The organism is Rhizobium sp. PRIMUS64 (genome assembly GCF_023006465.1).
Classification (GTDB): Bacteria; Pseudomonadota; Alphaproteobacteria; order Rhizobiales; family Rhizobiaceae; genus Rhizobium; species Rhizobium leguminosarum.
Window position 1 is genome coordinate 1 of sequence record NZ_JALBGX010000073.1, and the last position, 21,391, is coordinate 21,391.

Annotated in this window: 19 protein-coding genes and 1 tRNA gene; 10 read left to right on the forward strand and 10 right to left on the reverse strand. The window is 61.3% G+C overall.

Translation table 11 applies throughout. The features are described 5' to 3' along the window. Both MOV76_RS24590 and MOV76_RS24595 read left to right on the forward strand, forming a co-directional pair. A partial coding sequence (locus MOV76_RS24590; protein WP_247265485.1) for a tripartite tricarboxylate transporter permease occupies positions 1 to 1,206 on the forward strand: 1,206 nt, incomplete at its 5' end. A 262-nt stretch (positions 1,207 to 1,468) separates the two neighbouring features. Then, positions 1,469 to 1,639: a hypothetical protein gene (locus MOV76_RS24595; RefSeq protein ID WP_018243553.1), complete on the forward strand. Its 171-nt coding sequence runs from the start codon at positions 1,469 to 1,471 to the stop codon at positions 1,637 to 1,639. A gap of 94 nt (positions 1,640 to 1,733) precedes the next feature. On the opposite strand, the gene MOV76_RS24600 is transcribed toward MOV76_RS24595, so the two are convergent. After that, on the reverse strand, positions 1,734 to 2,825 hold the full coding sequence (locus MOV76_RS24600; RefSeq protein ID WP_018243552.1) for a DUF475 domain-containing protein: 1,092 nt from the start codon (positions 2,823 to 2,825) through the stop codon (positions 1,734 to 1,736). Between the two features lie 354 nt (positions 2,826 to 3,179). On the opposite strand from MOV76_RS24600, the gene MOV76_RS24605 reads away from it, so the two are divergent. Continuing rightward, the gene (locus tag MOV76_RS24605) at positions 3,180 to 3,410 is read left to right on the forward strand and encodes a hypothetical protein (RefSeq protein ID WP_018243551.1); all 231 of its coding nucleotides are present in this window, start codon (positions 3,180 to 3,182) and stop codon (positions 3,408 to 3,410) included. A gap of 59 nt (positions 3,411 to 3,469) precedes the next feature. Further along, entirely contained in the window at positions 3,470 to 3,652 is a 183-nt protein-coding gene (locus MOV76_RS24610; RefSeq protein ID WP_018243550.1) for a hypothetical protein, read from the forward strand. 56 nt (positions 3,653 to 3,708) lie between these two features. Here MOV76_RS24610 and MOV76_RS24615 read toward each other — a convergent pair whose 3' ends face one another. Next, positions 3,709 to 4,221, reverse strand: coding sequence for an MgtC/SapB family protein (locus tag MOV76_RS24615; protein WP_018243549.1), 513 nt, complete (start codon positions 4,219 to 4,221; stop codon positions 3,709 to 3,711). 234 nt (positions 4,222 to 4,455) lie between these two features. Here MOV76_RS24615 and MOV76_RS24620 point away from each other — a divergent pair, with 234 nt between their 5' ends. Next, positions 4,456 to 5,181, forward strand: coding sequence for a hypothetical protein (locus MOV76_RS24620; protein WP_047622438.1), 726 nt, complete (start codon positions 4,456 to 4,458; stop codon positions 5,179 to 5,181). A gap of 156 nt (positions 5,182 to 5,337) precedes the next feature. Here the strand turns inward: MOV76_RS24620 and MOV76_RS24625 are convergent, their stop codons facing one another. The 5 genes from MOV76_RS24625 to cpdR1 all read right to left on the reverse strand — a co-directional run bounded on the left by MOV76_RS24625 (position 5,338) and on the right by cpdR1 (position 8,790). Continuing rightward, positions 5,338 to 5,832 carry a hypothetical protein gene (locus MOV76_RS24625; protein ID WP_026230610.1) on the reverse strand — a complete coding sequence of 165 codons (495 nt, stop codon included), beginning with the start codon at positions 5,830 to 5,832 and terminating at the stop codon, positions 5,338 to 5,340. Between the two features lie 443 nt (positions 5,833 to 6,275). Next, complete coding sequence (locus MOV76_RS24630) at positions 6,276 to 7,319, reverse strand: porin (RefSeq protein ID WP_130717844.1); 1,044 nt, start codon at positions 7,317 to 7,319, stop codon at positions 6,276 to 6,278. A 567-nt stretch (positions 7,320 to 7,886) separates the two neighbouring features. Next, the gene (locus MOV76_RS40130) at positions 7,887 to 8,084 is read right to left on the reverse strand and encodes a hypothetical protein (protein WP_130717842.1); all 198 of its coding nucleotides are present in this window, start codon (positions 8,082 to 8,084) and stop codon (positions 7,887 to 7,889) included. Positions 8,085 to 8,268: 184 nt separating this feature from the next. Further along, a tRNA-Val gene (locus MOV76_RS24635) sits at positions 8,269 to 8,343 on the reverse strand. Between the two features lie 84 nt (positions 8,344 to 8,427). Next, the gene (gene cpdR1, locus MOV76_RS24640) at positions 8,428 to 8,790 is read right to left on the reverse strand and encodes a response regulator CpdR1 (RefSeq protein ID WP_003542883.1); all 363 of its coding nucleotides are present in this window, start codon (positions 8,788 to 8,790) and stop codon (positions 8,428 to 8,430) included. 187 nt (positions 8,791 to 8,977) lie between these two features. On the opposite strand from cpdR1, the gene MOV76_RS24645 reads away from it, so the two are divergent. Together MOV76_RS24645 and hisN are read left to right on the forward strand one after the other, a co-directional pair. Further along, entirely contained in the window at positions 8,978 to 9,859 is an 882-nt protein-coding gene (locus tag MOV76_RS24645) for an N-formylglutamate amidohydrolase (protein ID WP_011653502.1), read from the forward strand. 276 nt (positions 9,860 to 10,135) lie between these two features. Further along, on the forward strand, positions 10,136 to 10,909 hold the full coding sequence (gene hisN, locus MOV76_RS24650) for a histidinol-phosphatase (protein ID WP_028733982.1): 774 nt from the start codon (positions 10,136 to 10,138) through the stop codon (positions 10,907 to 10,909). Positions 10,910 to 10,932: 23 nt separating this feature from the next. Here hisN and MOV76_RS24655 read toward each other — a convergent pair whose 3' ends face one another. Further along, entirely contained in the window at positions 10,933 to 11,907 is a 975-nt protein-coding gene (locus MOV76_RS24655; RefSeq protein WP_247265486.1) for an alpha/beta fold hydrolase, read from the reverse strand. 425 nt (positions 11,908 to 12,332) lie between these two features. Between MOV76_RS24655 and MOV76_RS24660 the strand changes: the two genes are divergently transcribed. Further along, on the forward strand, positions 12,333 to 12,803 hold the full coding sequence (locus MOV76_RS24660) for an Hsp20 family protein (protein WP_018072811.1): 471 nt from the start codon (positions 12,333 to 12,335) through the stop codon (positions 12,801 to 12,803). 164 nt (positions 12,804 to 12,967) lie between these two features. Here MOV76_RS24660 and MOV76_RS24665 read toward each other — a convergent pair whose 3' ends face one another. Beyond that, positions 12,968 to 14,017: a bile acid:sodium symporter family protein gene (locus MOV76_RS24665; protein ID WP_018243540.1), complete on the reverse strand. Its 1,050-nt coding sequence runs from the start codon at positions 14,015 to 14,017 to the stop codon at positions 12,968 to 12,970. 45 nt (positions 14,018 to 14,062) lie between these two features. Here MOV76_RS24665 and MOV76_RS24670 point away from each other — a divergent pair, with 45 nt between their 5' ends. Next, positions 14,063 to 14,917, forward strand: a complete 855-nt coding sequence (locus tag MOV76_RS24670; RefSeq protein ID WP_028733984.1) for a LysR substrate-binding domain-containing protein — start codon at positions 14,063 to 14,065, stop codon at positions 14,915 to 14,917. 55 nt (positions 14,918 to 14,972) lie between these two features. On the opposite strand, the gene MOV76_RS24675 is transcribed toward MOV76_RS24670, so the two are convergent. Then, positions 14,973 to 16,025 carry a low specificity L-threonine aldolase gene (locus tag MOV76_RS24675; protein WP_047622431.1) on the reverse strand — a complete coding sequence of 351 codons (1,053 nt, stop codon included), beginning with the start codon at positions 16,023 to 16,025 and terminating at the stop codon, positions 14,973 to 14,975. Between the two features lie 537 nt (positions 16,026 to 16,562). Between MOV76_RS24675 and gltB the strand changes: the two genes are divergently transcribed. Next, the gene (gltB, locus tag MOV76_RS24680) at positions 16,563 to 21,287 is read left to right on the forward strand and encodes a glutamate synthase large subunit (protein ID WP_197728320.1); all 4,725 of its coding nucleotides are present in this window, start codon (positions 16,563 to 16,565) and stop codon (positions 21,285 to 21,287) included. The last annotated feature ends 104 nt before the right edge of the window (positions 21,288 to 21,391 follow it).

The following is a 21,391-nucleotide window of genomic DNA, read 5'->3' on the forward strand; positions in this document are numbered from 1 at the left end:
CGCGGCGGACCGGCGCTGGCGACGGCGGCGATCGGCTCCTTCGTCGCCGGCCTGATTGCGACGCTCGGGCTTGCCTTCATCGCTCCCTATATCGTCAAGCTGGCGCTGGTCTTCGGGCCGCGCGAATATTTCGCACTGATGGTGCTTGCCTTCGTCACCGTCTCCTCGGCCTTCGGCGACTCCGCCTTGCGGGGCCTGACCTCGCTGTTCATCGGCTTTGCGCTCGCCATGGTCGGCATCGACCAGCAGACCGGGCAGGCGCGACTTTCCTTCGGCATCCCGGACCTGCTCGACGGTGTCGAGGTGACGACGCTTGCCGTGGCGATGTTTGCGATCGGCGAAACGCTCTATATCGCCGCGCAGGGCAACCGGATCGCGGAGAAGGTCGAGGCGGTCAAGGGTTCGCTCTGGATGACCGCAGAGGACTGGTCGCGCTCGTGGAAGCCTTGGCTGCGCGGCACGTTGATCGGTTTCCCGATCGGCGCGATGCCGGCTGGCGGCGCCGAAATCGGCACGTTCCTCTCCTATGCGACCGAAAAGCGGCTGGCGAAAAACCCGGAAGAGTTCGGCCATGGCGCAATCGAAGGCGTGGCCGGTCCCGAGGCGGCGAACAACGCCTCGGCCGCCGGCACGCTGGTGCCGCTTCTGACACTCGGCCTGCCGACGACGGCGACGGCGGCGATCATGCTCGCCGGCTTCCAGCAATACGGCTTGCAGCCGGGGCCGCTGCTGTTTGCCACCAATCCGCAGCTCGTCTGGGGACTGATCGCCAGCCTGCTCATCGCCAATGCGATGCTTTTGGTGCTGAACCTGCCGATGATCGGGCTCTGGGTGCGGTTGCTGACCATTCCAAAGCCGTGGCTCTATGCCGGCATCCTGCTGTTTGCGACGCTTGGGACAATCGGCGCCAATCCATCCGTGTTCGAGCTCGGCATGCTGCTCACTTTTGGCCTGCTCGGCTATGTGATGCGGCTCTTCGGCTATCCGATCGCGCCTACCGTCGTCGGCCTGATCCTCGGGCCGCTTGCCGAACAGCAGCTGCGCCGGGCGCTGGCGATCAGCCAGGGCGATGTCACGACGCTGGTGATGTCGCCGATCGCGGCGGGTCTGCTCATCGTTGCAGCCGCCGCCTTCCTCATCCCGCTGATTCTGCGGCTGCGTGGCAGAGGCCAGGTACTGTCGCAACTGGCGGCAAACGAAGACTAGCGCATCGGCCCGAAATCGGAATCGATTTTCGGAAAGCACGATGCGCAGATTTCAAAATGTTAGATCGTCCTTTGTGCGTCCGAAAGGACGCACGGCGCTCTAAGAAGAAAAAGACGACCCACCCCCTCCCTCGAGGCCGGCCATGGAGACATGTGCCGGCCTGCTGTTTTTTGCATGGCTGAGGTGATTTTCTGAGCATTGTGGAGGTCTGTGCGCGATGCCATCTATGAGTGGTCAATCATAGAGCAAAAGGAAAAGGACAATGTCCGCACTCCGCAATTCAATCCGTACGGGCTTCTTTGGCCGCGCATTCGCCGTCCTTGGTGCTGCAAACGCGGTCAGCGCCGCCGTTGAAGCAGGCCGTCGCCCGCGTGCCGGCGACCTCAGGGAGCTCGGTATCGACCCAGCCTCCTTCGGTCAGGTCTCCCGCTAACACCTGCAAGCCATGCATGCATGAATTAGCCCGCAACCGGATGGTCGCGGGCTTTATTTTTATCCCTATGGGTGCCGCCCAGCGGCTTGCATTGTCAGGCGTGAAGTTCCTCCTGCCGGGCGACGTGACCCTCGACCTTTTCGCGCCTGTTGTGGCGGATGGATGACCAGAGGGACAGGCCGATCAGCGCCGCGCCGCCGAGGCCGGTGATGACTTCGGGGATGTGCACCATCGTCTGCGCATACATGATCACCGAGAGGATCAGGATGGCGTAGAAGGCGCCATGTTCGAGATAGCGGTATTCGGCAAGCGTTCCCTTCTCCACCAGCATGATCGTCATCGAGCGCACGTACATGGCGCCGATGCCAAGGCCGATGGCGATGACGAAGAGGTTCTGCGTCAGCGCGAAGGCGCCGATGACGCCATCGAAGGAGAAGCTGGCGTCCAGCACCTCCAGATAGATGAAGGCGCCGAGGCCGCCCTTGGCGGCAGCACTCATCGTCTGCTGCGAGGCATCGAGCAGCCCGCCGACCACCTCGACCGCGAGGAAGGTAAGCAGGCCGTAGATGGCGCAATGGACGAAGACGGTGGCTTCCTCGCCGCCGATCAGCCAGGAGAAAACCAGCATCAGCGCCAACACGAAGGCGATCTCGATACCCTTGATGGTGGCGGAACGCGCCATCATCTTTTCAAGACCGCCAATCCAGTGCACCTGCTTCTCGTGATTGAAGAAGTAGTTGAGCCCGACCATCATCAGGAAGGTGCCGCCGAAGGCTGCGATCGGCAGATGCGCGTCGTTCATGATGCGGGCATATTCGGCCGGCTCGCGGGCGGCAAGCACCAGAGCATCCCAGGGGCCGATCTGTGCCGCGATCGCGACGATCGCCAGCGGGAAGACGATGCGCATGCCGAAGACGGCGATGATGATGCCCCAGGTGAGGAAGCGCTTCTGCCAGACCGGCGTCATCTCCTTCAGCTTGTTGGCGTTGACGATGGCATTGTCGAAGGAAAGCGAGATCTCCAGCACTGCAAGCACCGTGCAGATGAAGAAGACGGTTGCCATGCCGCCGATGGTGCCAGTCGTCTGCCAGCCGAGCACGGCGCCGAGAACGAGGCCGAGGGCAGTAACGATGAAAGCCCAGCGGAAATAGCTGAGCGAAGATTTATGGGTCACGGACTGGTTCATGGCCGCACCTCGCAGCCGCAAATCGCATTGAAGAGGGGTGATATATTGGAAAAACGCGACATGCCATAACGGGCATGCGGGTCAGGCATGGTGAGCTTGTTCATCGATGAAAAATCCGCCGGCTAAGCTGCAGGCGGTACCGACATCACGAGAGCGCCGTAAAAACTCTCGCCAGAGGGGCCCGGCACCAAAGTTCCCCCGTCAGCCGATGTCTGGAAGGCTGCAGGATAGGCTCTAGGTAATGAGCTTCCCGGGCCAGTCAAGGCCGACAGGCATATCGAGATTGGGTAATTTTTTTTGGAACCATCTTGATGCCCGTCCGTTAGGCACTGTTGAGCTTAAAAAAGGAGGCCGATGATGCACACTTCGACCCATGTTCCCGACAAGCGCACGGAGGCGTCCGACCGCATGAAGCGGGCGAAGCCAAACCGCATGCAGAAGGCGCAGGTGCTGCCGCCGCATCATGTCGATCTGACCCTGACGCCCGGCGTCTATCACGACATTCACGTGCCCGCCCATGTTACCGGCGCAGACCTTTCCAAGGGTGGTCCCGACATTAAAGGCAATGCTGACACCAAGAAATAACGGATATTCCGGAGGCCTCTTTGGCGCTGACGGTAGATTTGAAACAGGGTGAGAAACATATGACGATCAACTTTGTGCCCCGCGAGATCTTCATCCGGCACGAAAGTGAATGGCAGGCCGTACGCGAGGCGGCGGACGAGCGCATCAATATCGGCATCGGCGAACGCCAGAAGCCGCTTTCGTCCATCGGCGGTACGGCATCGGTTGGGAAAAACGATCCTTCGGCCGCACGCTCCGAATGACCAGCAGACAGTCACGCTGATACGAACGCCCGGCATGATGCCGGGCGTTTTGTTTTCTATTGATGGTCATCCCGATCGATACGCTGTCCGGAGTTAAAGCCGAATCGTTGCTCGAGCTTACCGAAAGCGAAGAGCACACAGATGGCGGCGAGCGTCGTGAAGAAGGCGATCGGCCAATAGCCGAAGCCCATGGCGAGGCCGATCGCGCCGGAGAGCCACATGCCGGCGCCCGTCGTCAGCCCGTGCACCCGACCTCTGGCAAAGACGATCATGCCGGCGGCAAGGAAAGCGACGCCGGCGGTTACGGCTTCGATGACACGCAGCGGATCGATACGCACCTGCTCGTCATCGGCGAAACCCGGCATGTGCACGGCCTCGATCGAGATGATGGCAAAGAGGGCCGCGGCAAGACTGATCAGAATATGGGTGCGGAAGCCTGCCGGGCGGTCGCGTGCTTCGCGCTCGAAGCCGATCAGTGCGCCGAAGACGATGGCGCCGAGCAGACGGGCGAAGATGACCGGATAGTGGATGCGCGACGCCGGTATCATGTCGGCGATGATGAGATCCATGGATTTTTCCCCTAGAATAGATGGAATTTTTCGCTGGCTAACGTGTAAGCCCGGAATTTGTTCAGCTTTTTCCTCGTCGTGTGTTTCAGGCGCCGCACAGGCCCCGCCGGTGCGCCCCGGCGCTTTCCTGTCATTGGAGGAAAAGATCGCCGAACCAGGCATCATCCTGTCGCCGCGCCAACCTTTCGGAAAGGATTGGGCAGCGATAATCCCGGCCTCACGGGAATCGGACAGATGGCCAAGACAGCGACACGCGGCCGCCGCAAGGCGCCGGCCAGAGGAAAGAGCAAAGCGCGCAGCAGCGGTGGCGGATTGCTGCCCTGGGCGGTGATCGGCATTGCCGCGATCGGCGGCATCGTCGCTCACGACCATTGGAAGAGCATCCAGCCGATGCTTGCAAGGCAATCGGCGCCGATCACGCGGGAAACGGCGGAGCCGAAACCCCTCGTCAGGAAGGACGTGCCTCCGAAGCAGGTGGCGCTTGCCGCACCCATGCCGAAAGCCGTATCGCCGGTGCCACAGTCGCAGCCGCTGCCGCCGGCCGCGATCCCGACGCCGATGATCCAGCCGATAAAAGCAGTGCCGTCCCCGGCCTCTCCTGCCGTTTCGGAAACCGGGACAGTCGCCTTCGGTTATTGCGGGCAGGGCGCCCACATCAATTGCGTCGGCGACGGCGGTGTCTTCTGGTACAAGGGCGAGAAGATCGTGATCGCCGACATGGCAAGCCCTGTCGTCGACCAGGCCCGCTGTGACGGCGAACGCAGGGTGGCCTTTGCCGCCAAGTCACGGCTGCTGGCACTTCTGAACGCTGGACCCTTCACGATGAATGCCGCGGGCAAGACCGAGTCCTCAGGCGCGCCGCGCGTCGTCTCGCGCGACGGGCGCTCTTTCGGCGCGCAACTGATCAATGAGGGACTGGCACGCAAGCCGGGGGCTGCCGGTAGCGCCTGGTGCGCCTGACGGCAATTCAAAATGCTACAGCGTCCTTTGCGCGTCTGAAAAGACGCGCGGCGCTGTAGAGCATTTCCATTCTCGAATGCACGGAAACGCTCTCGCTTTGTTTTCAGGCGATTCCCGACGCAAAACCGCTGCGCAGTTTTGCTGGAGTTGCTCTGGCTATTTGCCTTTTTTCACCAGCTTGCCGCCGGTGCGGAAGCTGCCGGTGAAGGAGGAATCCTTGCTTTCTGCGGTGCATTCGATCGCAATCGGCTTACCGGCATAGGGATTGCCGAAGGTGCAGAAGCCGGCAACCTTGACCTCCCCGGTCATCTTGTTGCCGACACCCGTGGTGACGAGGCTGAGCGGCAGGCGGGCATTGCCGTTGGAGGCGGGCTTGATGCCGCCGCCGTCGCCCTGGAAGCCGAGCGCCTTGCCATCCGAAGTGAAGATGAAGGTCACCAGGCCATTGACCAGGGTGACGCTGGCAAGCTCGTTCTTGCAGCCCTTGGTGGCGTCGAACTTGGCGACAACAAGCTTGGCGCATTTGCCGGAAAGCGTGATGACGCCAGGCGCGCCGGGAAAGGTCTCGGCGGGTGCGGCTGGCGCGGCAGAGGCCGGCAAGGCGAAGGCAGCGGAAAAAATTGCGGCGGCGGCAAGCGCGGATAACTTCATTTCGATTTCAAAACCCCATGTCCTGTCGAGGCGAATCACCACCTCATGCTCGGTTCGCCATGGCATGGCTCTGTGTCCGAATTTGGCTCCGTTATTCCAGAGGCACAAAAATTTCGTCGGCCGCCGGGCGGGCTCGGCGATCGGCGGCAGGTGAGTCAAAAGTTGGTTGAGCCTGCTGGTTACAGGGTCCAGCAATGACATAGGCTGCCGGACATCGGCAACGAACCGATGTGACGCGACAGTAGCTAGGCGCTCATCGCGCGCCTGCCATCTTGGACGCACTTCTGGCCAAGGGGAATGGGCCCAGGCAGGGAAGTCCAGGCCCATTCTTTCCCGATCGGAGGTCAGTCAGATCAGGAATTTATAGCTGCCGGTCCAGAGCGTGATGCCGAAAAGTGTAGGCGGTTTTCGGACGACATCCTGTTCTAGCCGGCAGCCTTTTATCAGAACGCGCGCTGCAGGCGGAAATAGCCCGAGGTTACGTCTTCAGCATTGTCCGGATCGAGGTACTGAACCGAAACTTTTGCCGAGAGGTTTTCAACGATCTGGTAGTCGATCGTTACACCGGCCTTCCAGGCGTTAACGTCGTCGTTGAACTCGCCAGCAGTGATGCCGTAGTTGTCGTAGTACTGAACAGCCGGGGTGATCTTCAGCTTGTCGGTCGCCTTGATGGCGTATTCAGCAGCGATGGCCCACTCAGCCTTGTTGTAATAGGCGTTCGGGTTGGTCGCGTAGACGACTGCGAGGCCGAGCGTGCCCGGACCAACAGCAACCGTACCCATGGCGCGGACGGCACCTTCTTCGTTGTCGGTGTCGTAACCAGCAGTGATCTGGTAGCTGAATGCTCCAGCCTTGCCGCCGAGACCAACTGCAACGCCGAAGTTGTTAGCGGTTTCGCCATCATAGAACGGGCTGTCTTCCAGCTCGTCAACGCTGATGCCAGCGTAGAAGGCGTCGGTTTCGTACTGATAGCGGATAGAGTTATGCAGCGTTACCGGAGAACCGATATCGTCCGTTTCGCCGGAGAGACCATCGTCCCACCAGGAGTAAAAGAGACCAGCGCGGAAACCTGCGATGTCGATGTAAGCAGAGTCCAGCTGGGCCTTCTGGGCAGAAGCGTTGTCAGCATTGAACTGCATGACGATGACGCCGGTCAGCGGACCATATTCGGTGTCGCTCTTGGCCGTAAACTGAACCTGACCGCGCGTACGGGCATCCCAGTCCGAGTCGTTGGCGACAGAACCACCGCCGGCGGCGCCGATCGAGCTGGCGTGCGGAGCCACGTCAACCTGGAAACGAACGTAACCGTTGATCTTGAGGCAGGTTTCGGTGCCCGGGATGTAGAAGTAGCCGGTGCCGTAAGCGTCGCAGACGCGAACGTATTCAACCGGTTCCGGTTCGGCAGCAACGATAGCGTCAGCTGCCTGAGCGCCGGATACTGCTGCAAGTGCAGCAGCGGAGCCGAGAAGAAGGCTCTTGATGTTCATGGAATAACCTCCAGTTCAGATGCAAGAGGATGAAGACCGTCTGCGCTCGGCAGTCCCTACGTGTCTTCACCCCGTGTGACCGAAGCGGCACCTTTTTGGCTCGGTGCCTGCCTCGCCGCGGAAGTTACATAAGGGATGTTGCGCCGCAATAACGATATCAATCATGACAGAAGGATGTCGTGGCTATGTTGCTGAAATCACACGCATTTTGTCATAATCCCGTCATCTGTCCGTCACAAAACCGCGCTTCCGGACAGGTGGGCAACGAGGGGCTGAATGTTCAGCAGCGGTATGCAATTGAGGCTCGAATGAGCGTGTCCTCATATGTGAACACGCCGTAACAGCCATCTGCGCGAGTCGGAGGAAGGCCAGGCGACCGCCAGGGTCTGCCGGGGGTATGCCGATATTGGCCCCAGGTTCTAATGGGCAGTGATCGGTGGCTGACAATACGTCGCCTCGACGGGAAGCGAGAAGATCTGGCACGCACTTTTTCTGGAATTGCTCAATTTGCCCTTTTTCACCAGCTGCAGGCGGCCGCCTGGGCATCGAACGGGCAGAGCCGTCGTCTCACTCGGGATTTTTGAAATCGTCCCATAGCACCGCTACCCCAGCCGCGAAGATCGTGATCGGAATCAGCCAAAACTTGATGCTAAGGGGTTCGACGACATGAAACTGCATATAACCGAAACCGAGGAGGCCAGCTGCAACCAGGGCGAGACCGAGGATTATGGATATCGCTTTCCGTGTCCGCGTCCTTTGCGTCATATGTCCCCCTATTTCCCCAGTGTGGGGCTATCCCACAGCCATTGAATCCGGCCCGGATCATGGTCGCGGACCAATCACGCGCAAGCCCTCGCTCCGCAAAGCGCTGGATCTGGAGCGCGTGCCAGGCTCAGGAAGCAGAAAATCCCCAAAGCGGGGATTTGTCAACAATGTCAGGGAGATCGGATGGTGGGCGTGACAGGGATTGAACCTGTGACCCCTACGATGTCAACGTAGTGCTCTCCCGCTGAGCTACACGCCCATCCGATGGCGGCGCATAGATCACAAAACCTTCGGAGCCGTCAATAGGCTTTTTTCAGTTTTGTGACGCGCCGTCCTGCAAGCCTTACGCGGCAAGCATCTTGTTGACCTCATCGACGAGATCGCGCAGGTGAAAAGGCTTCGAAAGGACCTTGGCATCCTTCGGCGCCTTCGAATCGGGGTTCAGCGCCACGGCGGCAAAACCGGTGATGAACATCACCTTCAGGTCGGGGTCGAGCTCGGTGGCGCGTCGCGCCAGCTCGATGCCGTCCATCTCGGGCATGACGATATCGGTCAGCAGCAGGGAAAACGGCTCCTCGCGCAGCCGGTCATAGGCGCTGGCGCCATTGTCATAGGAAAGGACCTTGTAGCCGGCCTTTTCGAGCGCTTTCACCAGGAAGCGGCGCATGTCGTTGTCGTCTTCGGCGAGAAGTATCTTCTGAGTCATCAATCCAGACCGCGATCCATAGGTTTTTGGTGGGCTGCCAGCCGTTTACACTAGTCTTTACCCGGTAAACAACCGGTGAATTGTCTGTGCGTGACCGCCATCCCTCCTACATAGTATGGACTTGCGGCCGGGCAACTGGCAACATGGGCCAAGCAGTCAGTTCATGACATGGTAAAGAGGGCCGAAAGTGCCGGAAATACGCGAATACGAGCTTTTTGAGGTCCATGAGCCCGTGTCGCAGACCATTCCTTTCGTCTACAACTCCCCCCATAGCGGCCGCATTTATCCACCGGAATTTATCGCTCAGTCCAGGCTTGAGGGCATCGCCATCCGCCGTTCCGAGGATCACTATGTCGACGAGCTCTTCGGCTCGGCCGTCGCACTCGGTGCGCCGCTTCTGGCAGCCAACTTCCCGCGCGCCTATCTCGACGTCAATCGCGAGCCTTACGAGCTCGATCCGCGGATGTTCGACGGGTTGCTGCCGCCCTATGCCAATGTCAATTCGCTCAGGGTCGCCGGCGGGCTCGGCACCATTCCGCGCATCGTCGCCGAGAATATGGAGATCTATGCGCGGCGCCTGCCGGTGCAGGAGGGGCTCGACCGCGTTGAGGCGGTTTACAAGCCCTATCATGCGGCGCTGCGCCGGCTGATCGCGCGAACGCATGTGCAGTTCGGCTTCGGCGTGCTGATCGACTGCCACTCGATGCCCGGCAATGTGCGCGTTGCCGGCAGCACTGCGCGACCTGATTTCATCATTGGTGATCGCTACGGCACCAGCGCTTCGGCTGAACTTTCGCGCGCGGCCATCGCCATCCTCGAGGAAATGGGTTTTGCTGCGATCCGCAACAAGCCCTATGCCGGCGGCTTCATCACCGAACATTACGGCCGGCCTTCGCGCGGACTGCACGCGTTGCAGATCGAGGTGAACCGGGCGATCTACGTCGATGAGCTGACTCTGGAGAAACGCGAGGATTTCGCTGCGGTGGCTGATGCGGTCACGGACTTCATGCAGCAGATGGCGGAATATGTTGAGAAATTTGCCGGCGAGCGGGCGCTGGCCGCCGAATAGCTCTCTTTTTCGATGTCGCTGACGTCTGGCCTTCGTCTTCCCGGCCAAAAAAAACCGCGCTTGTGAGCGCGGCTAAGTCTAGGGAGGAAACACCCAAGGAGGGTATTTACAGTCAGAAGACTGTATGGAGACGCTACTATTGCATTGCACAAATGTCAAGCAATATATTGCGCTGCGATATCTTTGGGCAGTTTGAGCCAAATTGCCTGCTGCGTTTGCATTCCCGTTGCTTTTCGCTATGAAAAGCGCCATTCCCGCCAGCCAAACGGATCCATCATGTTTCCTGACCGTTCGTTTTTCAACCGCCTGGCGGAAGCCGCCCGAGCCGAGACGCTGCCGCGCTTCCGCTCCGGCCTCGATGTCACGAACAAGCTTTCCTCCGGTTTCGATCCGGTGACGGAAGGTGACCGGGCGGCCGAACTCGCCATCCGGGCGCTGATCGAGGAGAGTTTCCCCGGCCACGGCATTCTCGGCGAGGAACATGGCAATGTCGGGCTCGACCGCGAGTATGTCTGGGTGATCGATCCGATCGACGGCACGCGCGCCTTCATCTCCGGTGTGCCGGTGTGGGGAACGCTGATCGGCCTGCAGAGGGATGGCAGGGCGATCATGGGCATGATCGAGCAACCCTTTACCGGCGAGCGCTATTTCGCCGACCAGAACGGCTCGATCTATACCGGGCCGGAGGGCGAGCGGCGGCTGGCGACGCGCCAGTGTGATGCGCTTTCGAACGCCATCCTGTTCACCACCTCGCCGCATCTCTTTGCCGGCGAGGAGATGGAGAAATACCGCGAGATCGAGAGCCAGGTACGGCTCTTCCGCTACGGCTGCGACTGCTATGCCTATGCGCTGCTTGCCGCCGGCCATATCGATCTCGTCATCGAAAACAGTCTGAAACCCTATGACGTCGGCGGCATCATTCCCGTCATCGAGGGAGCGGGCGGCATCATCACCACCTGGGACGGCGGACGGCCTGAGAACGGCGGCTCGATCATCGCCGCCGGCAGCCGGGCGGTCTACGAACAGGCGATCGCCGTTCTGCAGCGGTGATCCCGATCGGCAGCGCTGGCCGGTCATGTGCCGAGAGCGGCGACGTCCTGGTTTTCTTCGGCATCGCTGCCGGGAATGAAGGCGTGGAAGGCCGCAAGGGCGGCAGCGCGGTAGATATCGCGCTCCTGGAAGATCTCGTGGCGGGCGCCGTTGATCGGCACCAGCTGGCCGGCGCGGAAATAACGTGAGAGCCGCTCCTGCGCCGTGTAGGGCACGACACCGTCGCGCGTCGGGGCGATGACGATGGTCGGGATGGTGATCGAAAAGAGATGGTAGGGCGAGGTAACCCGGTCCATCGTGCGAAAGGCCTCGATCAGCCAGCGGGCCGTCGGCGGCCCGAGCGTCAGTTCCGGATGAGCCTTCATCATCGCGACATTGCGCTCGAACCGGTGTTCGTCCGAGGTCAGCGGATTGTCGCTGAAGTTCGGCTCCTTCAGTTTCGAGGTCAGCGGCAGAAAGCCGAGGCCAACAGCGGTCAGCGTGCCGGCAAGAGCGCGGATGACGCGAGGCGAGGCCGATTGGCCGGTCAGGCCGATGAAGGGCGCCGACAGCACCATGCGATCGATACGGGTGGTGAGATAGGGCGCGGCCGACAGCGCAATCAGGCCGCCTGTCGAATGCGCGAGCAGATAGAAGGGCAGGCGGGTATCCGGCAGCACCACCTTTTCGAGGAAGGTGTCGAGATCACGCTCGTAATCGACGAAGCGGCGGATGTGGCCGTGGTTGCGGCTCTTCAGCAGCCGCTGCGAACCGCCCTGGCCGCGCATATCGAAGGTCGCGACCCAGAGGCCCTTGGCCGTCAGGTCGCGGATCGTCTCGAAATATTTCTCGATATATTCGTTGCGGCCATGCAGGATGACGACCGTGCCCTTGGCGACCAGAGCGCTCGAGCGGAAGACGGCGTAACGCAGCTGGTGGCCGTCATGGGTTTCGAAGAACCCCTCCGTGCGGTTTTCCGGGGCGGGATTGTCGGGCGTCGAATAGAGAACCTGATCCATGACTTTGCCAATGCGCCGCTGCTGACTGCTTCGCCTTCAGGGATAGCGCACGGCATCCGGATTGGAAAGCGGTGGCGCCCGCAAGGCTGGCTGCAGGAAAAGGGCCGGCAGGAGCATGAGGGTGCTCGCGGCCGGCCGAAGTTGAGGCTGAAGAAGAAGGGACGATGCACTTCAGCCATCGGGACCAGATTCACCCGACGCCGAAATTCCTAGGCGAATGCGCCTGAACGCGCTCCGAACCGGTCGTTCATGCGGGGTTCACGGGCCGATCAAGGTGATTCCGGAAAGGTCTTGAACTCCTCGAATCCCATCACCATCTCCTTTCTGCGGGTGCCGAACAGGGCCTGCGCAACCGTCCCAAGGCCGCCAAAGATGGGGTCTCAGGGGCATTTCATCGCAACACGTCGCTTCCACAGGAGGACATCATGCGTCACGTAGACTTCTCTCCCCTTTATCGTTCGACCGTCGGTTTCGACCGGCTCTTCACCATGCTCGACAGCCTTGCCCAGCCGGAGCAGGCGCAGACCTATCCGCCCTATAATATCGAGCGCACCGGTGAAAACACCTACCGCATCACCATGGCGGTTGCCGGTTTCGACGAGACCGAACTTTCGATCGAAGCCCATGCCCATGTCCTGTCCGTGAAGGGTGAAAAGAACGAGGAACCTGCCGAAAGCGGCGAATTCCTCTACCGCGGCATTGCCAAGCGCGCCTTCGAGCGCCGCTTCCAGCTTGCCGACCATGTCGAGGTGACCGCCGCTTCGCTGAAGAACGGCCTGCTGCACATCGACCTTCTGCGCAATATTCCCGAGGCCATGAAGCCCCGCAAGATTACGATTGCTGCAGAACCGGTCGAGGCTCCGAAGGCCATCGAAGCGCAGATCATCAACGGCTAATCAGATCCTTATCGGATAAAATGAACGGCGCTCTTCTGGGCGCCGTTTTTCTATTGCGGCTTGAAGCGCGTCGCGATCTTTCAGATTCGCTCATCGCGCTTTCGCTCCTTATTTTTACGCATGTCGTTGTCGCAAAACCGCTGCACAGTTTTGCGCGACATGCTTCATGCCGGGCTGGCGGCTTCGTCGATTTCCTTGTCCGTTGCACGGCGGGCCGCGGCGGCGGCGTATTTCTGGGCGATGACGGCGCAGACCATCAGCTGGATCTGGTGGAACAGCATCAGCGGCAGCACGATCGCGCCGATCGACTGGCCGGCGAAGATGACGTTCGCCATCGGTACGCCGCTCGCGAGGCTCTTCTTCGAGCCGCAGAAGGTGATGGTGATCTCGTCGGCCTTGTTGAAGCCCAGCCAGCGGCTGCCGAACATCGTCAGCACCAGGACAATCGCCAGCAAAACCATGTCGGCGACGATGACGACGGCGATATCGGCGATCGAAAAGGTGTGCCACAGGCCCTCGACGACCGCCGTGCTGAAGGCGAGATAGACGACCATCAGGATCGAGCCGCGGTCGACAGGCATCAGGATCTTCTTCTTGGCGCGGATCCAGTCGCCGATCCAGGGCTGCAGGATCTGGCCGACAATGAAGGGGGCAAGCAGCTGCAGCAGGATCTGCTCTAATGCATCGAAGGAGAAGCCGCCATGGCCGCCGACGGAAAACAGCAGGCCGACGAGCAGCGGTGTCAGGAACATGCCGAAAATGTTGGATGCCGAGGCCGAGCAGATGGCGGCCGGTACGTTGCCGCCCGCCATCGAGGTGAAGGCAATCGACGACTGCACCGTCGACGGCAGCACGCAGAGGAAGAGGATGCCGAGATAAAGCGGCTGCGGCAGGATCGTGTCGGGGATCAGCCCGAGCGCCATGCCGAGCAGCGGGAAAATGCCGAAGGTGGTCAGCAGGATGACGAGATGCAGGCGCCAGTGCAGCAGGCCTGATATGACGACGTCGCGCGACAGGCGCGCGCCATGCAGGAAGAACAGCAGCGCGATGGCAAGGTCAGTGGCGATACCGAAATAATCCGCGAATGTGCCGCTTGCCGGCAGCAGCGACGCGAGGATGACGGTGCAGACGAGCAGGATGGTGAATGTATCGGGCAGAAAGCGGCGCATGGCGATCTCGCGGCGTGATAAAACAGTCATTGTTCTGTCGTCCATTATGATCCAGGATGCAAGGAATAACAGTTATCGAGAATATGGATCATGCTGGACCTTTCGCAATTGCGCAGTTTCGTCGCCGTCGAGCAGATGGGCAGTTTCACGCTCGCCGCAGAAAGGCTCGGCCTCGGGCAGTCGACGGTCAGCCAGCACATCCAGCGGCTGGAGACGGCGCTCGGGCGCAGGCTGCTGGCGCGCGACACCCATAAGGTGATGTTGACCGGCGATGGCGAGGCACTGCTGTCGCATGCGCGCGCCATGCTTTCGATCGAGGGGCAGGTGCAGTCGCTGTTTAAGAGCAACAGCCTGCGCGGCAGTCTGCGGCTCGGCGTATCGGAGGATTTCGTCACCAGCCAGCTGCCGGCGGTGCTGGAGGATTTCGTGCGTTCGCATCCATCGGTCGACCTGGAACTGACGGTTGCGCTTTCCGGTGTGCTTTACGAGATGCAGGACAATGGCGAGATCGATCTGGTGCTCGCCAAGCGTCGGCTCGGCGATGCGCGCGGAAAACTCGTCTATCGCGAGCCGCTCGTCTGGCTGGCGCGCGATCCCGAGCGCGTGCTCGCCTCAGGGCCTCTGCCGCTGATCGCCTTTCCGCCGCCGAGCGTCACACGGGTGATCGCGCTCGAAGCGCTCGGGCGAAACAGGGTGCCGTGGCGGATCGTCTGCACCTGCGGCAGCCTGAGCGGGTTGACGGCAGCGGCGCGAGCCGGGATGGGCGTGCTGGTGCAGCCGCGCAGCATGGCACCATCAGGCCTGAAGGAGATCGCTGCGGGAAGACTTCCGGTGCTGGAGGACGTGGAATTCGTGCTGGTGCCGCGTAAGGGAGCCGACCAGGCACTGGTTTCAGCACTGTCGGAGGATATTCTGCAAAAGGTGAGGGGACTGAGGTCGGCGTGAATCCTTGCCCGTCACCGAACGGCCTGCCAAGCCGGCAGGCCTTTCGAGCAGGCGATCAGGCGGCCAGGCACTTCAAGAAGCCATCGACATCCGCTTCGGTGGTCGCGAAGCTGGTGACGAGACGGATCAGGGTTTCGCTTTCGGAAACGAGTTCGGGCGTTGCCGCCGGGACCGGCCACTCGTAAAATTTGGCCCGCTTTTCCTCCGCAATTTTTGCGGCACTTTTGCTGACCACAGCAAAGACTTCGTTGGATGCGGTCGGCCAGGCGAGGCGAGCCGAGTTGCTCGTGCCGATACCGGCGCGCAGCCGGTCGGCCATGCCGTTCGAATGACGGGCGAGATCGAGCCAGAGACCGTCTTCGAAATAGGCATCGAACTGGGCGGCGATGAAACGCGACTTGGAGAAGAGCTGGGCGGCGCGCTTGCGGATGAACGGCATTTCCCGGGCTTGATCCGGATTGAAGAAGATGATCGCTTCGGCACACCAGCAGCCGTTCTTGGTGCCGCCGAAGGACAGCATGTCGACGCCGCGCTTCCAGGTCATTTCGGCCGGGGTGGCGCCGAGTGCGACCAGGGCGTTGGCGAAGCGGGCGCCATCCATGTGGAGCGGTAGATTGCGCTTCCTTGATATGGCGGCGATCTCACCGATCTCCGGCAGGGAATAGACGGTGCCGATCTCGGTCGCCTGGGTGATGGTCACCGCGCTGGCGCGGCCGTGATGGACGGCGTCGTCGGGAAAGCTTGCGATCTTTGCAGAAAGCTTCGCCGGGTCGATCTTGCCGGCTTCGCCGTCAACGGCAACGAGGCGGGCGGCGCCGGAGAAAAATTCCGGCGCACCGCATTCATCCTCGATCACATGGGCCTCGGAATGGCAGAAGGTGATGCCGCCGGGGCGCTGGACGCTTGCCAGCGACAGCGAGTTGGCGGCCGTGCCGGTGGCGACGAAGAAGATCGAAACCTCACGCTCGAAGATCTCGGAAAAACGGGCTTCGACCTTTCTGTCGAGATCACCGGCGCCATAGGCGGCGGCAAAGCCGGTCGATTCCGTCAGCAGACGTTCGGCAATGGATTTGTGGGCGCCGGCCCAGTTATCGGAAGCAAAGAACATGTGGGAAACCGTGAGAAAGGAAGGGGGTGGCAAGTCCGCAGCGGACATTACGCCAAAGCTTCGCAGGATCAAGGTTGTCGCCTGCGACACATCACGGAAATTGAACTACGCAATCAATAAAAAAAATAAGACGGCGCAACGTAATTTTCTTTCGTCATCGCCGCTACCCAGGCAATCTTCCGTCGCAAATTGACGTTTTTTGACGGAGCGCTCTTGCAGAGCCGAATGCTTTCTGGCATAGAACTGATGAATTAGGACAGTGTTGCTGTCCTATTTTGGCCTTTATGACCGAAGAGGCGCCGAAAGCCCTGGAACAGACCGGCTTTCACGCTATAGTTCTTCCGAGCGTCAAGCCTCAAGGGCGGCGCGCGGAGGCGAATGGCAGGCGCGGAACGCGACGGTTTGCTTTCCTTTAAAGCAGATGTCTGCGGCCGATCTTCACAATGCAACAGCGCTGTCATGCGCCGAACCTATCTTCGGGTTGCGGCGCGGGACGAAAAGCCGCCCGCGGCCCCGCGGGCTTCGACAGGAGGAAAGATGATGACGAAGACGCCATCCATGGAAGTTGACCGGTTTGCTGCTGCAGAGCTGCGCGCGACGGCCAATATGTCCAAATCCGCCTCCGGCCTGCCGAAGAAACAGGGCCTCTACGATCCGCGCAACGAACATGATGCCTGCGGCGTCGGCTTCGTCGCGCATATGAAGGGCCAGAAGTCACACCAGATCGTCAAGGATGGCCTGTTCATCCTTGAAAACCTGACGCATCGCGGCGCCGTCGGCGCCGATCCGCTGATGGGTGACGGCGCCGGCATCCTGGTGCAGATCCCCGACCGTTTCTTCCGCGAGGAGATGGCCGAGCAGGGCATCACCCTGCCGCCGGTCGGCGCATATGGCGTCGGCCATATCTTCATGCCGCGCGATGAAAAGCAGATCGAGCACTTCAAGAAGGTGATCAAGGACGTCATCACCGAGGAAGGTCAGGTCTTCATCGGCTTCCGCGACGTGCCCGTCGACAATTCCTCGCTCTCCAAGGCGCCGGCCATTGCCGCAACCGAGCCGCACCATGTGCAGGTCTTCATCGGCGCCGGCGAGGATGCCGAAAACAACGACGAGTTCGAGCGTCGGCTGTTCACGCTGCGCAAGGTCATCTCCAACCGCATCTATGACGAGTTCGACGGCGAGGAGAGCAATTTCTATCCGGTGTCGCTGTCGTCGGCGACGGTGGTCTACAAGGGCATGTTCCTGGCCTATCAGGTCGGCGTCTATTACAAGGACCTGTCGGATCCGCGCTTCGAAAGCGCGGTCGCCCTGGTGCACCAGCGCTTCTCGACCAACACCTTCCCGTCGTGGAAGCTCGCGCATCCCTACCGCATGGTCGCTCATAACGGCGAGATCAACACGCTGCGCGGCAACGTCAACTGGATGGCGGCGCGCCAGGCCTCGGTCTCCTCGCCGCTGTTCGGCGAGGACATCTCCAAGCTCTGGCCGATCTCCTACGAGGGGCAGTCAGACACGGCCTGCTTCGACAACGCGCTCGAATTCCTGGTACGCGGCGGTTATTCGATGGCGCATGCCGTGATGATGCTGATCCCGGAGGCCTGGGCTGGCAACCAGTCGATGGCGGCAGAACGCAAGGCCTTCTACGAATATCATGCCGCGCTGATGGAGCCCTGGGACGGGCCGGCTGCCGTCGCCTTCACCGACGGCAAGCAGATCGGCGCGACGCTCGACCGCAACGGCCTGCGGCCAGCGCGCTACCTCGTCACCGATGACGACCGCGTCATCATGGCGTCCGAAGCCGGCGTGTTGCCGGTTCCGGAGGAGAAGATCATCCAGAAGTGGCGCCTGCAGCCGGGCAAGATGCTGCTGATCGATATGGAAGAAGGCCGCATCATCTCCGACGACGAGGTGAAGTCGCAGCTTGCGACGGCGCATCCCTATCGCAGCTGGCTCAACCGCACCCAGCTGATCCTCGAAGACCTGAAGCCGGTGGAGCCGCGGGCGCTGCGCCGCGACGTGTCGCTGCTCGACCGCCAGCAGGCCTTCGGCTACACGCTCGAGGATACACGCATCCTGATGTCGCCGATGGCGACGACCGGCCAGGAGGCGATCGGCTCGATGGGCACGGATACGCCGATCTCGGCGATGTCGGAAAAGCCGAAGCTGCTCTACACCTATTTCAAGCAGAACTTCGCGCAGGTGACCAACCCGCCGATCGACCCGATCCGCGAGGAACTGGTCATGAGCCTGGTTTCCTTCATCGGGCCGCGGCCGAACATTCTCGACCACGAGGGCGCGGCGAACGCCAAGCGGCTCGAGGTTCGCCAGCCGATCCTGACCAATGGCGATCTCGAGAAAATCCGTTCGATCGGCCATACCGAAGATCGTTTTGACACCAAGACGCTCGATTTCACCTATGATATCGAGCGTGGCGCCGAAGGCATGCCCGAGATGCTCGACCGGCTCTGCGAGCGCGCGGAAGCGGCCGTCAAGGGCGGCTACAACATCATCGTGCTCTCCGACCGCCAGATCGGGCCGGACCGGATCGCCATTCCGGCACTGCTGGCGACGGCTGCCGTGCACCATCACCTGATCCGCAAGGGGCTGCGCACCTCGGTCGGTCTCGTTGTCGAGACCGGCGAACCGCGCGAGGTTCATCATTTCTGCCTGCTCGCCGGCTACGGCGCCGAGGCGATCAACCCCTATCTCGCCTTCGACACGCTGCTCGACATGCATGCCAAGGGCGAATTCCCGAAGGAAGTGGATGCTTCCGAAGTTGTCTACCGCTACATCAAGGCAGTCGGCAAAGGCATCCTCAAGGTTATGTCGAAGATGGGCATCTCGACCTACCAGTCCTATTGCGGCGCGCAGATCTTCGATGCGATCGGCCTGCAGTCGGAACTGATCGACAAGTATTTCTTCGGAACCGCGACGATGATCGAAGGCGTCGGCCTCGAGGCGATCGCCGCAGAAACCGTCGCCCGCCATAACGCTGCCTTCGGCACCGATCCGCTTCTTGCCACGACGCTCGACATCGGCGGCGAATATGCCTACCGCATGCGCGGCGAAAGCCATGCCTGGACGCCGGATGCGGTCGCCGCCCTTCAGCATGCCGTGCGTGGCAATGCCGAGGATCGCTACCGCGAATTCGCCGATATGGTGAACAATTCGGCGCTGCGCATGAACACGATCCGCGGGCTCTTCAAGATGAAGAGCGCCGAGGCGCTCGGCCGCAAGCCGATATCGATCGACGAGGTCGAGCCGGCCGCCGATATCGTCAGGCGTTTCTCGACGGGGGCGATGTCCTTCGGCTCGATTTCCAGGGAGGCGCATACGACGCTGGCGATCGCCATGAACCGGATCGGCGGCAAGTCGAACACCGGCGAGGGCGGCGAGGAATCCGACCGCTACATGCCGCTGGCCGATGGTTCGATGAACCCGGAACGTTCGGCGATCAAGCAGATTGCGTCGGGCCGCTTCGGGGTGACCACCGAATATCTCGTCAATGCCGACGTGCTGCAGATCAAGGTGGCGCAAGGCGCCAAGCCTGGCGAAGGCGGTCAGCTGCCGGGTCACAAGGTTGACGCGACCGTTGCCAAGACCCGCCATTCGACACCGGGTGTCGGCCTGATTTCGCCGCCGCCGCACCACGACATCTATTCCATCGAAGATCTGGCGCAGCTGATCTACGATCTGAAGAACGTCAACCCGACCGCCGATGTTTCAGTCAAGCTCGTCTCTGAAGTCGGCGTCGGCACGGTTGCCGCCGGTGTCGCCAAGGCACGCGCCGACCACATCACGGTCGCCGGCTTCGACGGCGGCACGGGTGCGTCGCCGCTGACGTCGCTCAAACATGCCGGCAGCCCTTGGGAAATCGGCCTTGCCGAGACCCAGCAGACGCTGGTGCTGAACGGGCTGCGCTCGCGCGTCGCCCTGCAGGTGGATGGCGGGCTGAAGACCGGCCGCGACGTCATCATCGGGGCGCTGCTTGGAGCCGACGAGTTCGGCTTTGCCACCGCGCCGCTGATTGCCGCCGGCTGCATCATGATGCGCAAGTGCCATCTCAACACCTGTCCGGTGGGTGTGGCGACCCAGGATCCGGTGCTGCGCAAGCGCTTCAAGGGCGCGCCGGAGCACGTCATCAACTATTTCTTCTTCGTCGCCAACGAAGTGCGCGAAATCCTCGCCTCACTCGGGTTCACCCGGCTTGACGAGATCATCGGCGCCTCGGAGCTTCTGGAGAAGGACGAGATGCTGAACCACTGGAAGGCGAAGGGCCTCGATTTCAGCCGTATCTTCCACAAGGTCGACGCTCCCAAGGAAGAGACCTTCTGGACGAGCCGGCAGAAGCACCCGATCGACGACATTCTCGACCGCGTGCTGATCGAGCAGGCGCAGCCGGCACTGACGGCCAAGACGCCCGTCGCCTTCGAGGTCGGCATCAAGAACGTCGACCGGTCGGCGGGAGCAATGCTTTCCGGCGAGGTCGCCAAGCGCTTCCGCCATCGCGGACTGAAGGAAGACACGATCAATGTGACGCTTCGCGGCACGGCGGGGCAGAGCTTCGGCGCCTTCTTGGCGCGCGGCGTCACCTTCAACCTGATCGGCGACGGCAACGACTATGTCGGCAAGGGCCTTTCAGGCGGCAAGATCATCATCCGGCCGCCGGAGAATTCGAGGATCGTGGCCGAGGACTCGATCATCGTCGGCAACACCGTGCTTTATGGTGCGACCGAGGGCGAATGCTATTTCCGCGGTGTGGCAGGCGAACGTTTCGCCGTGCGCAATTCGGGCGCGATCGCCATCGTCGAGGGTGTCGGCGACCATGGCTGCGAATACATGACCGGTGGCGTTGTCGTCGTGCTTGGCGCCACGGGCCGCAACTTCGCGGCCGGCATGTCCGGCGGTGTCGCCTACGTGCTCGATGAGACCGGCGATTTCGCCAGCCGCTGCAACATGGCGATGGTCGAGCTCGAGCCGGTGCCCGAGGAGGACGACATGCTGGAGAAGCTGCATCATCACGGTGGTGACCTCATGCACAAGGGACGCGTCGACGTCTCTGGCGACATGACGCGCCATGACGAGGAGCGCCTCTACCAACTGATCTCCAACCATCTGCACTATACGGGCTCGGCCCGCGCCACGCAGATCCTCGACAACTGGGCCGACTACCGTCCGAAGTTCCGCAAGGTCATGCCGGTCGAATACCGTCGGGCGCTCGAGGAAATGGAGCGCAGCCGGATGGGCATCGCCGCAGAATGAATTGCACCGGGACATCCGTCACCAGCTGACTGCAGGTGACGGATGACGAAAATATCTCAATGACCCGTGACGATCATACCGACGGCGAAGGCTGTTCAGATCGC

Coding starts and splice junctions, on each gene's coding strand:
- MOV76_RS24595 (WP_018243553.1), top strand. CDS start 1,469: ATGTCCGCACTCCGCAATTCAATCCGTACGGGCTTCTTTGGCCGCGCA.
- MOV76_RS24600 (WP_018243552.1), bottom strand. CDS start 2,825: ATGAACCAGTCCGTGACCCATAAATCTTCGCTCAGCTATTTCCGCTGG.
- MOV76_RS24605 (WP_018243551.1), top strand. CDS start 3,180: ATGATGCACACTTCGACCCATGTTCCCGACAAGCGCACGGAGGCGTCC.
- MOV76_RS24610 (WP_018243550.1), top strand. CDS start 3,470: ATGACGATCAACTTTGTGCCCCGCGAGATCTTCATCCGGCACGAAAGT.
- MOV76_RS24615 (WP_018243549.1), bottom strand. CDS start 4,221: ATGGATCTCATCATCGCCGACATGATACCGGCGTCGCGCATCCACTAT.
- MOV76_RS24620 (WP_047622438.1), top strand. CDS start 4,456: ATGGCCAAGACAGCGACACGCGGCCGCCGCAAGGCGCCGGCCAGAGGA.
- MOV76_RS24625 (WP_026230610.1), bottom strand. CDS start 5,832: ATGAAGTTATCCGCGCTTGCCGCCGCCGCAATTTTTTCCGCTGCCTTC.
- MOV76_RS24630 (WP_130717844.1), bottom strand. CDS start 7,319: ATGAACATCAAGAGCCTTCTTCTCGGCTCCGCTGCTGCACTTGCAGCA.
- MOV76_RS40130 (WP_130717842.1), bottom strand. CDS start 8,084: ATGACGCAAAGGACGCGGACACGGAAAGCGATATCCATAATCCTCGGT.
- cpdR1 (WP_003542883.1), bottom strand. CDS start 8,790: ATGACTCAGAAGATACTTCTCGCCGAAGACGACAACGACATGCGCCGC.
- hisN (WP_028733982.1), top strand. CDS start 10,136: ATGTTTCCTGACCGTTCGTTTTTCAACCGCCTGGCGGAAGCCGCCCGA.
- MOV76_RS24655 (WP_247265486.1), bottom strand. CDS start 11,907: ATGGATCAGGTTCTCTATTCGACGCCCGACAATCCCGCCCCGGAAAAC.
- MOV76_RS24660 (WP_018072811.1), top strand. CDS start 12,333: ATGCGTCACGTAGACTTCTCTCCCCTTTATCGTTCGACCGTCGGTTTC.
- MOV76_RS24665 (WP_018243540.1), bottom strand. CDS start 14,017: ATGGACGACAGAACAATGACTGTTTTATCACGCCGCGAGATCGCCATG.
- MOV76_RS24670 (WP_028733984.1), top strand. CDS start 14,063: ATGCTGGACCTTTCGCAATTGCGCAGTTTCGTCGCCGTCGAGCAGATG.
- MOV76_RS24675 (WP_047622431.1), bottom strand. CDS start 16,025: ATGTTCTTTGCTTCCGATAACTGGGCCGGCGCCCACAAATCCATTGCC.
- gltB (WP_197728320.1), top strand. CDS start 16,563: ATGATGACGAAGACGCCATCCATGGAAGTTGACCGGTTTGCTGCTGCA.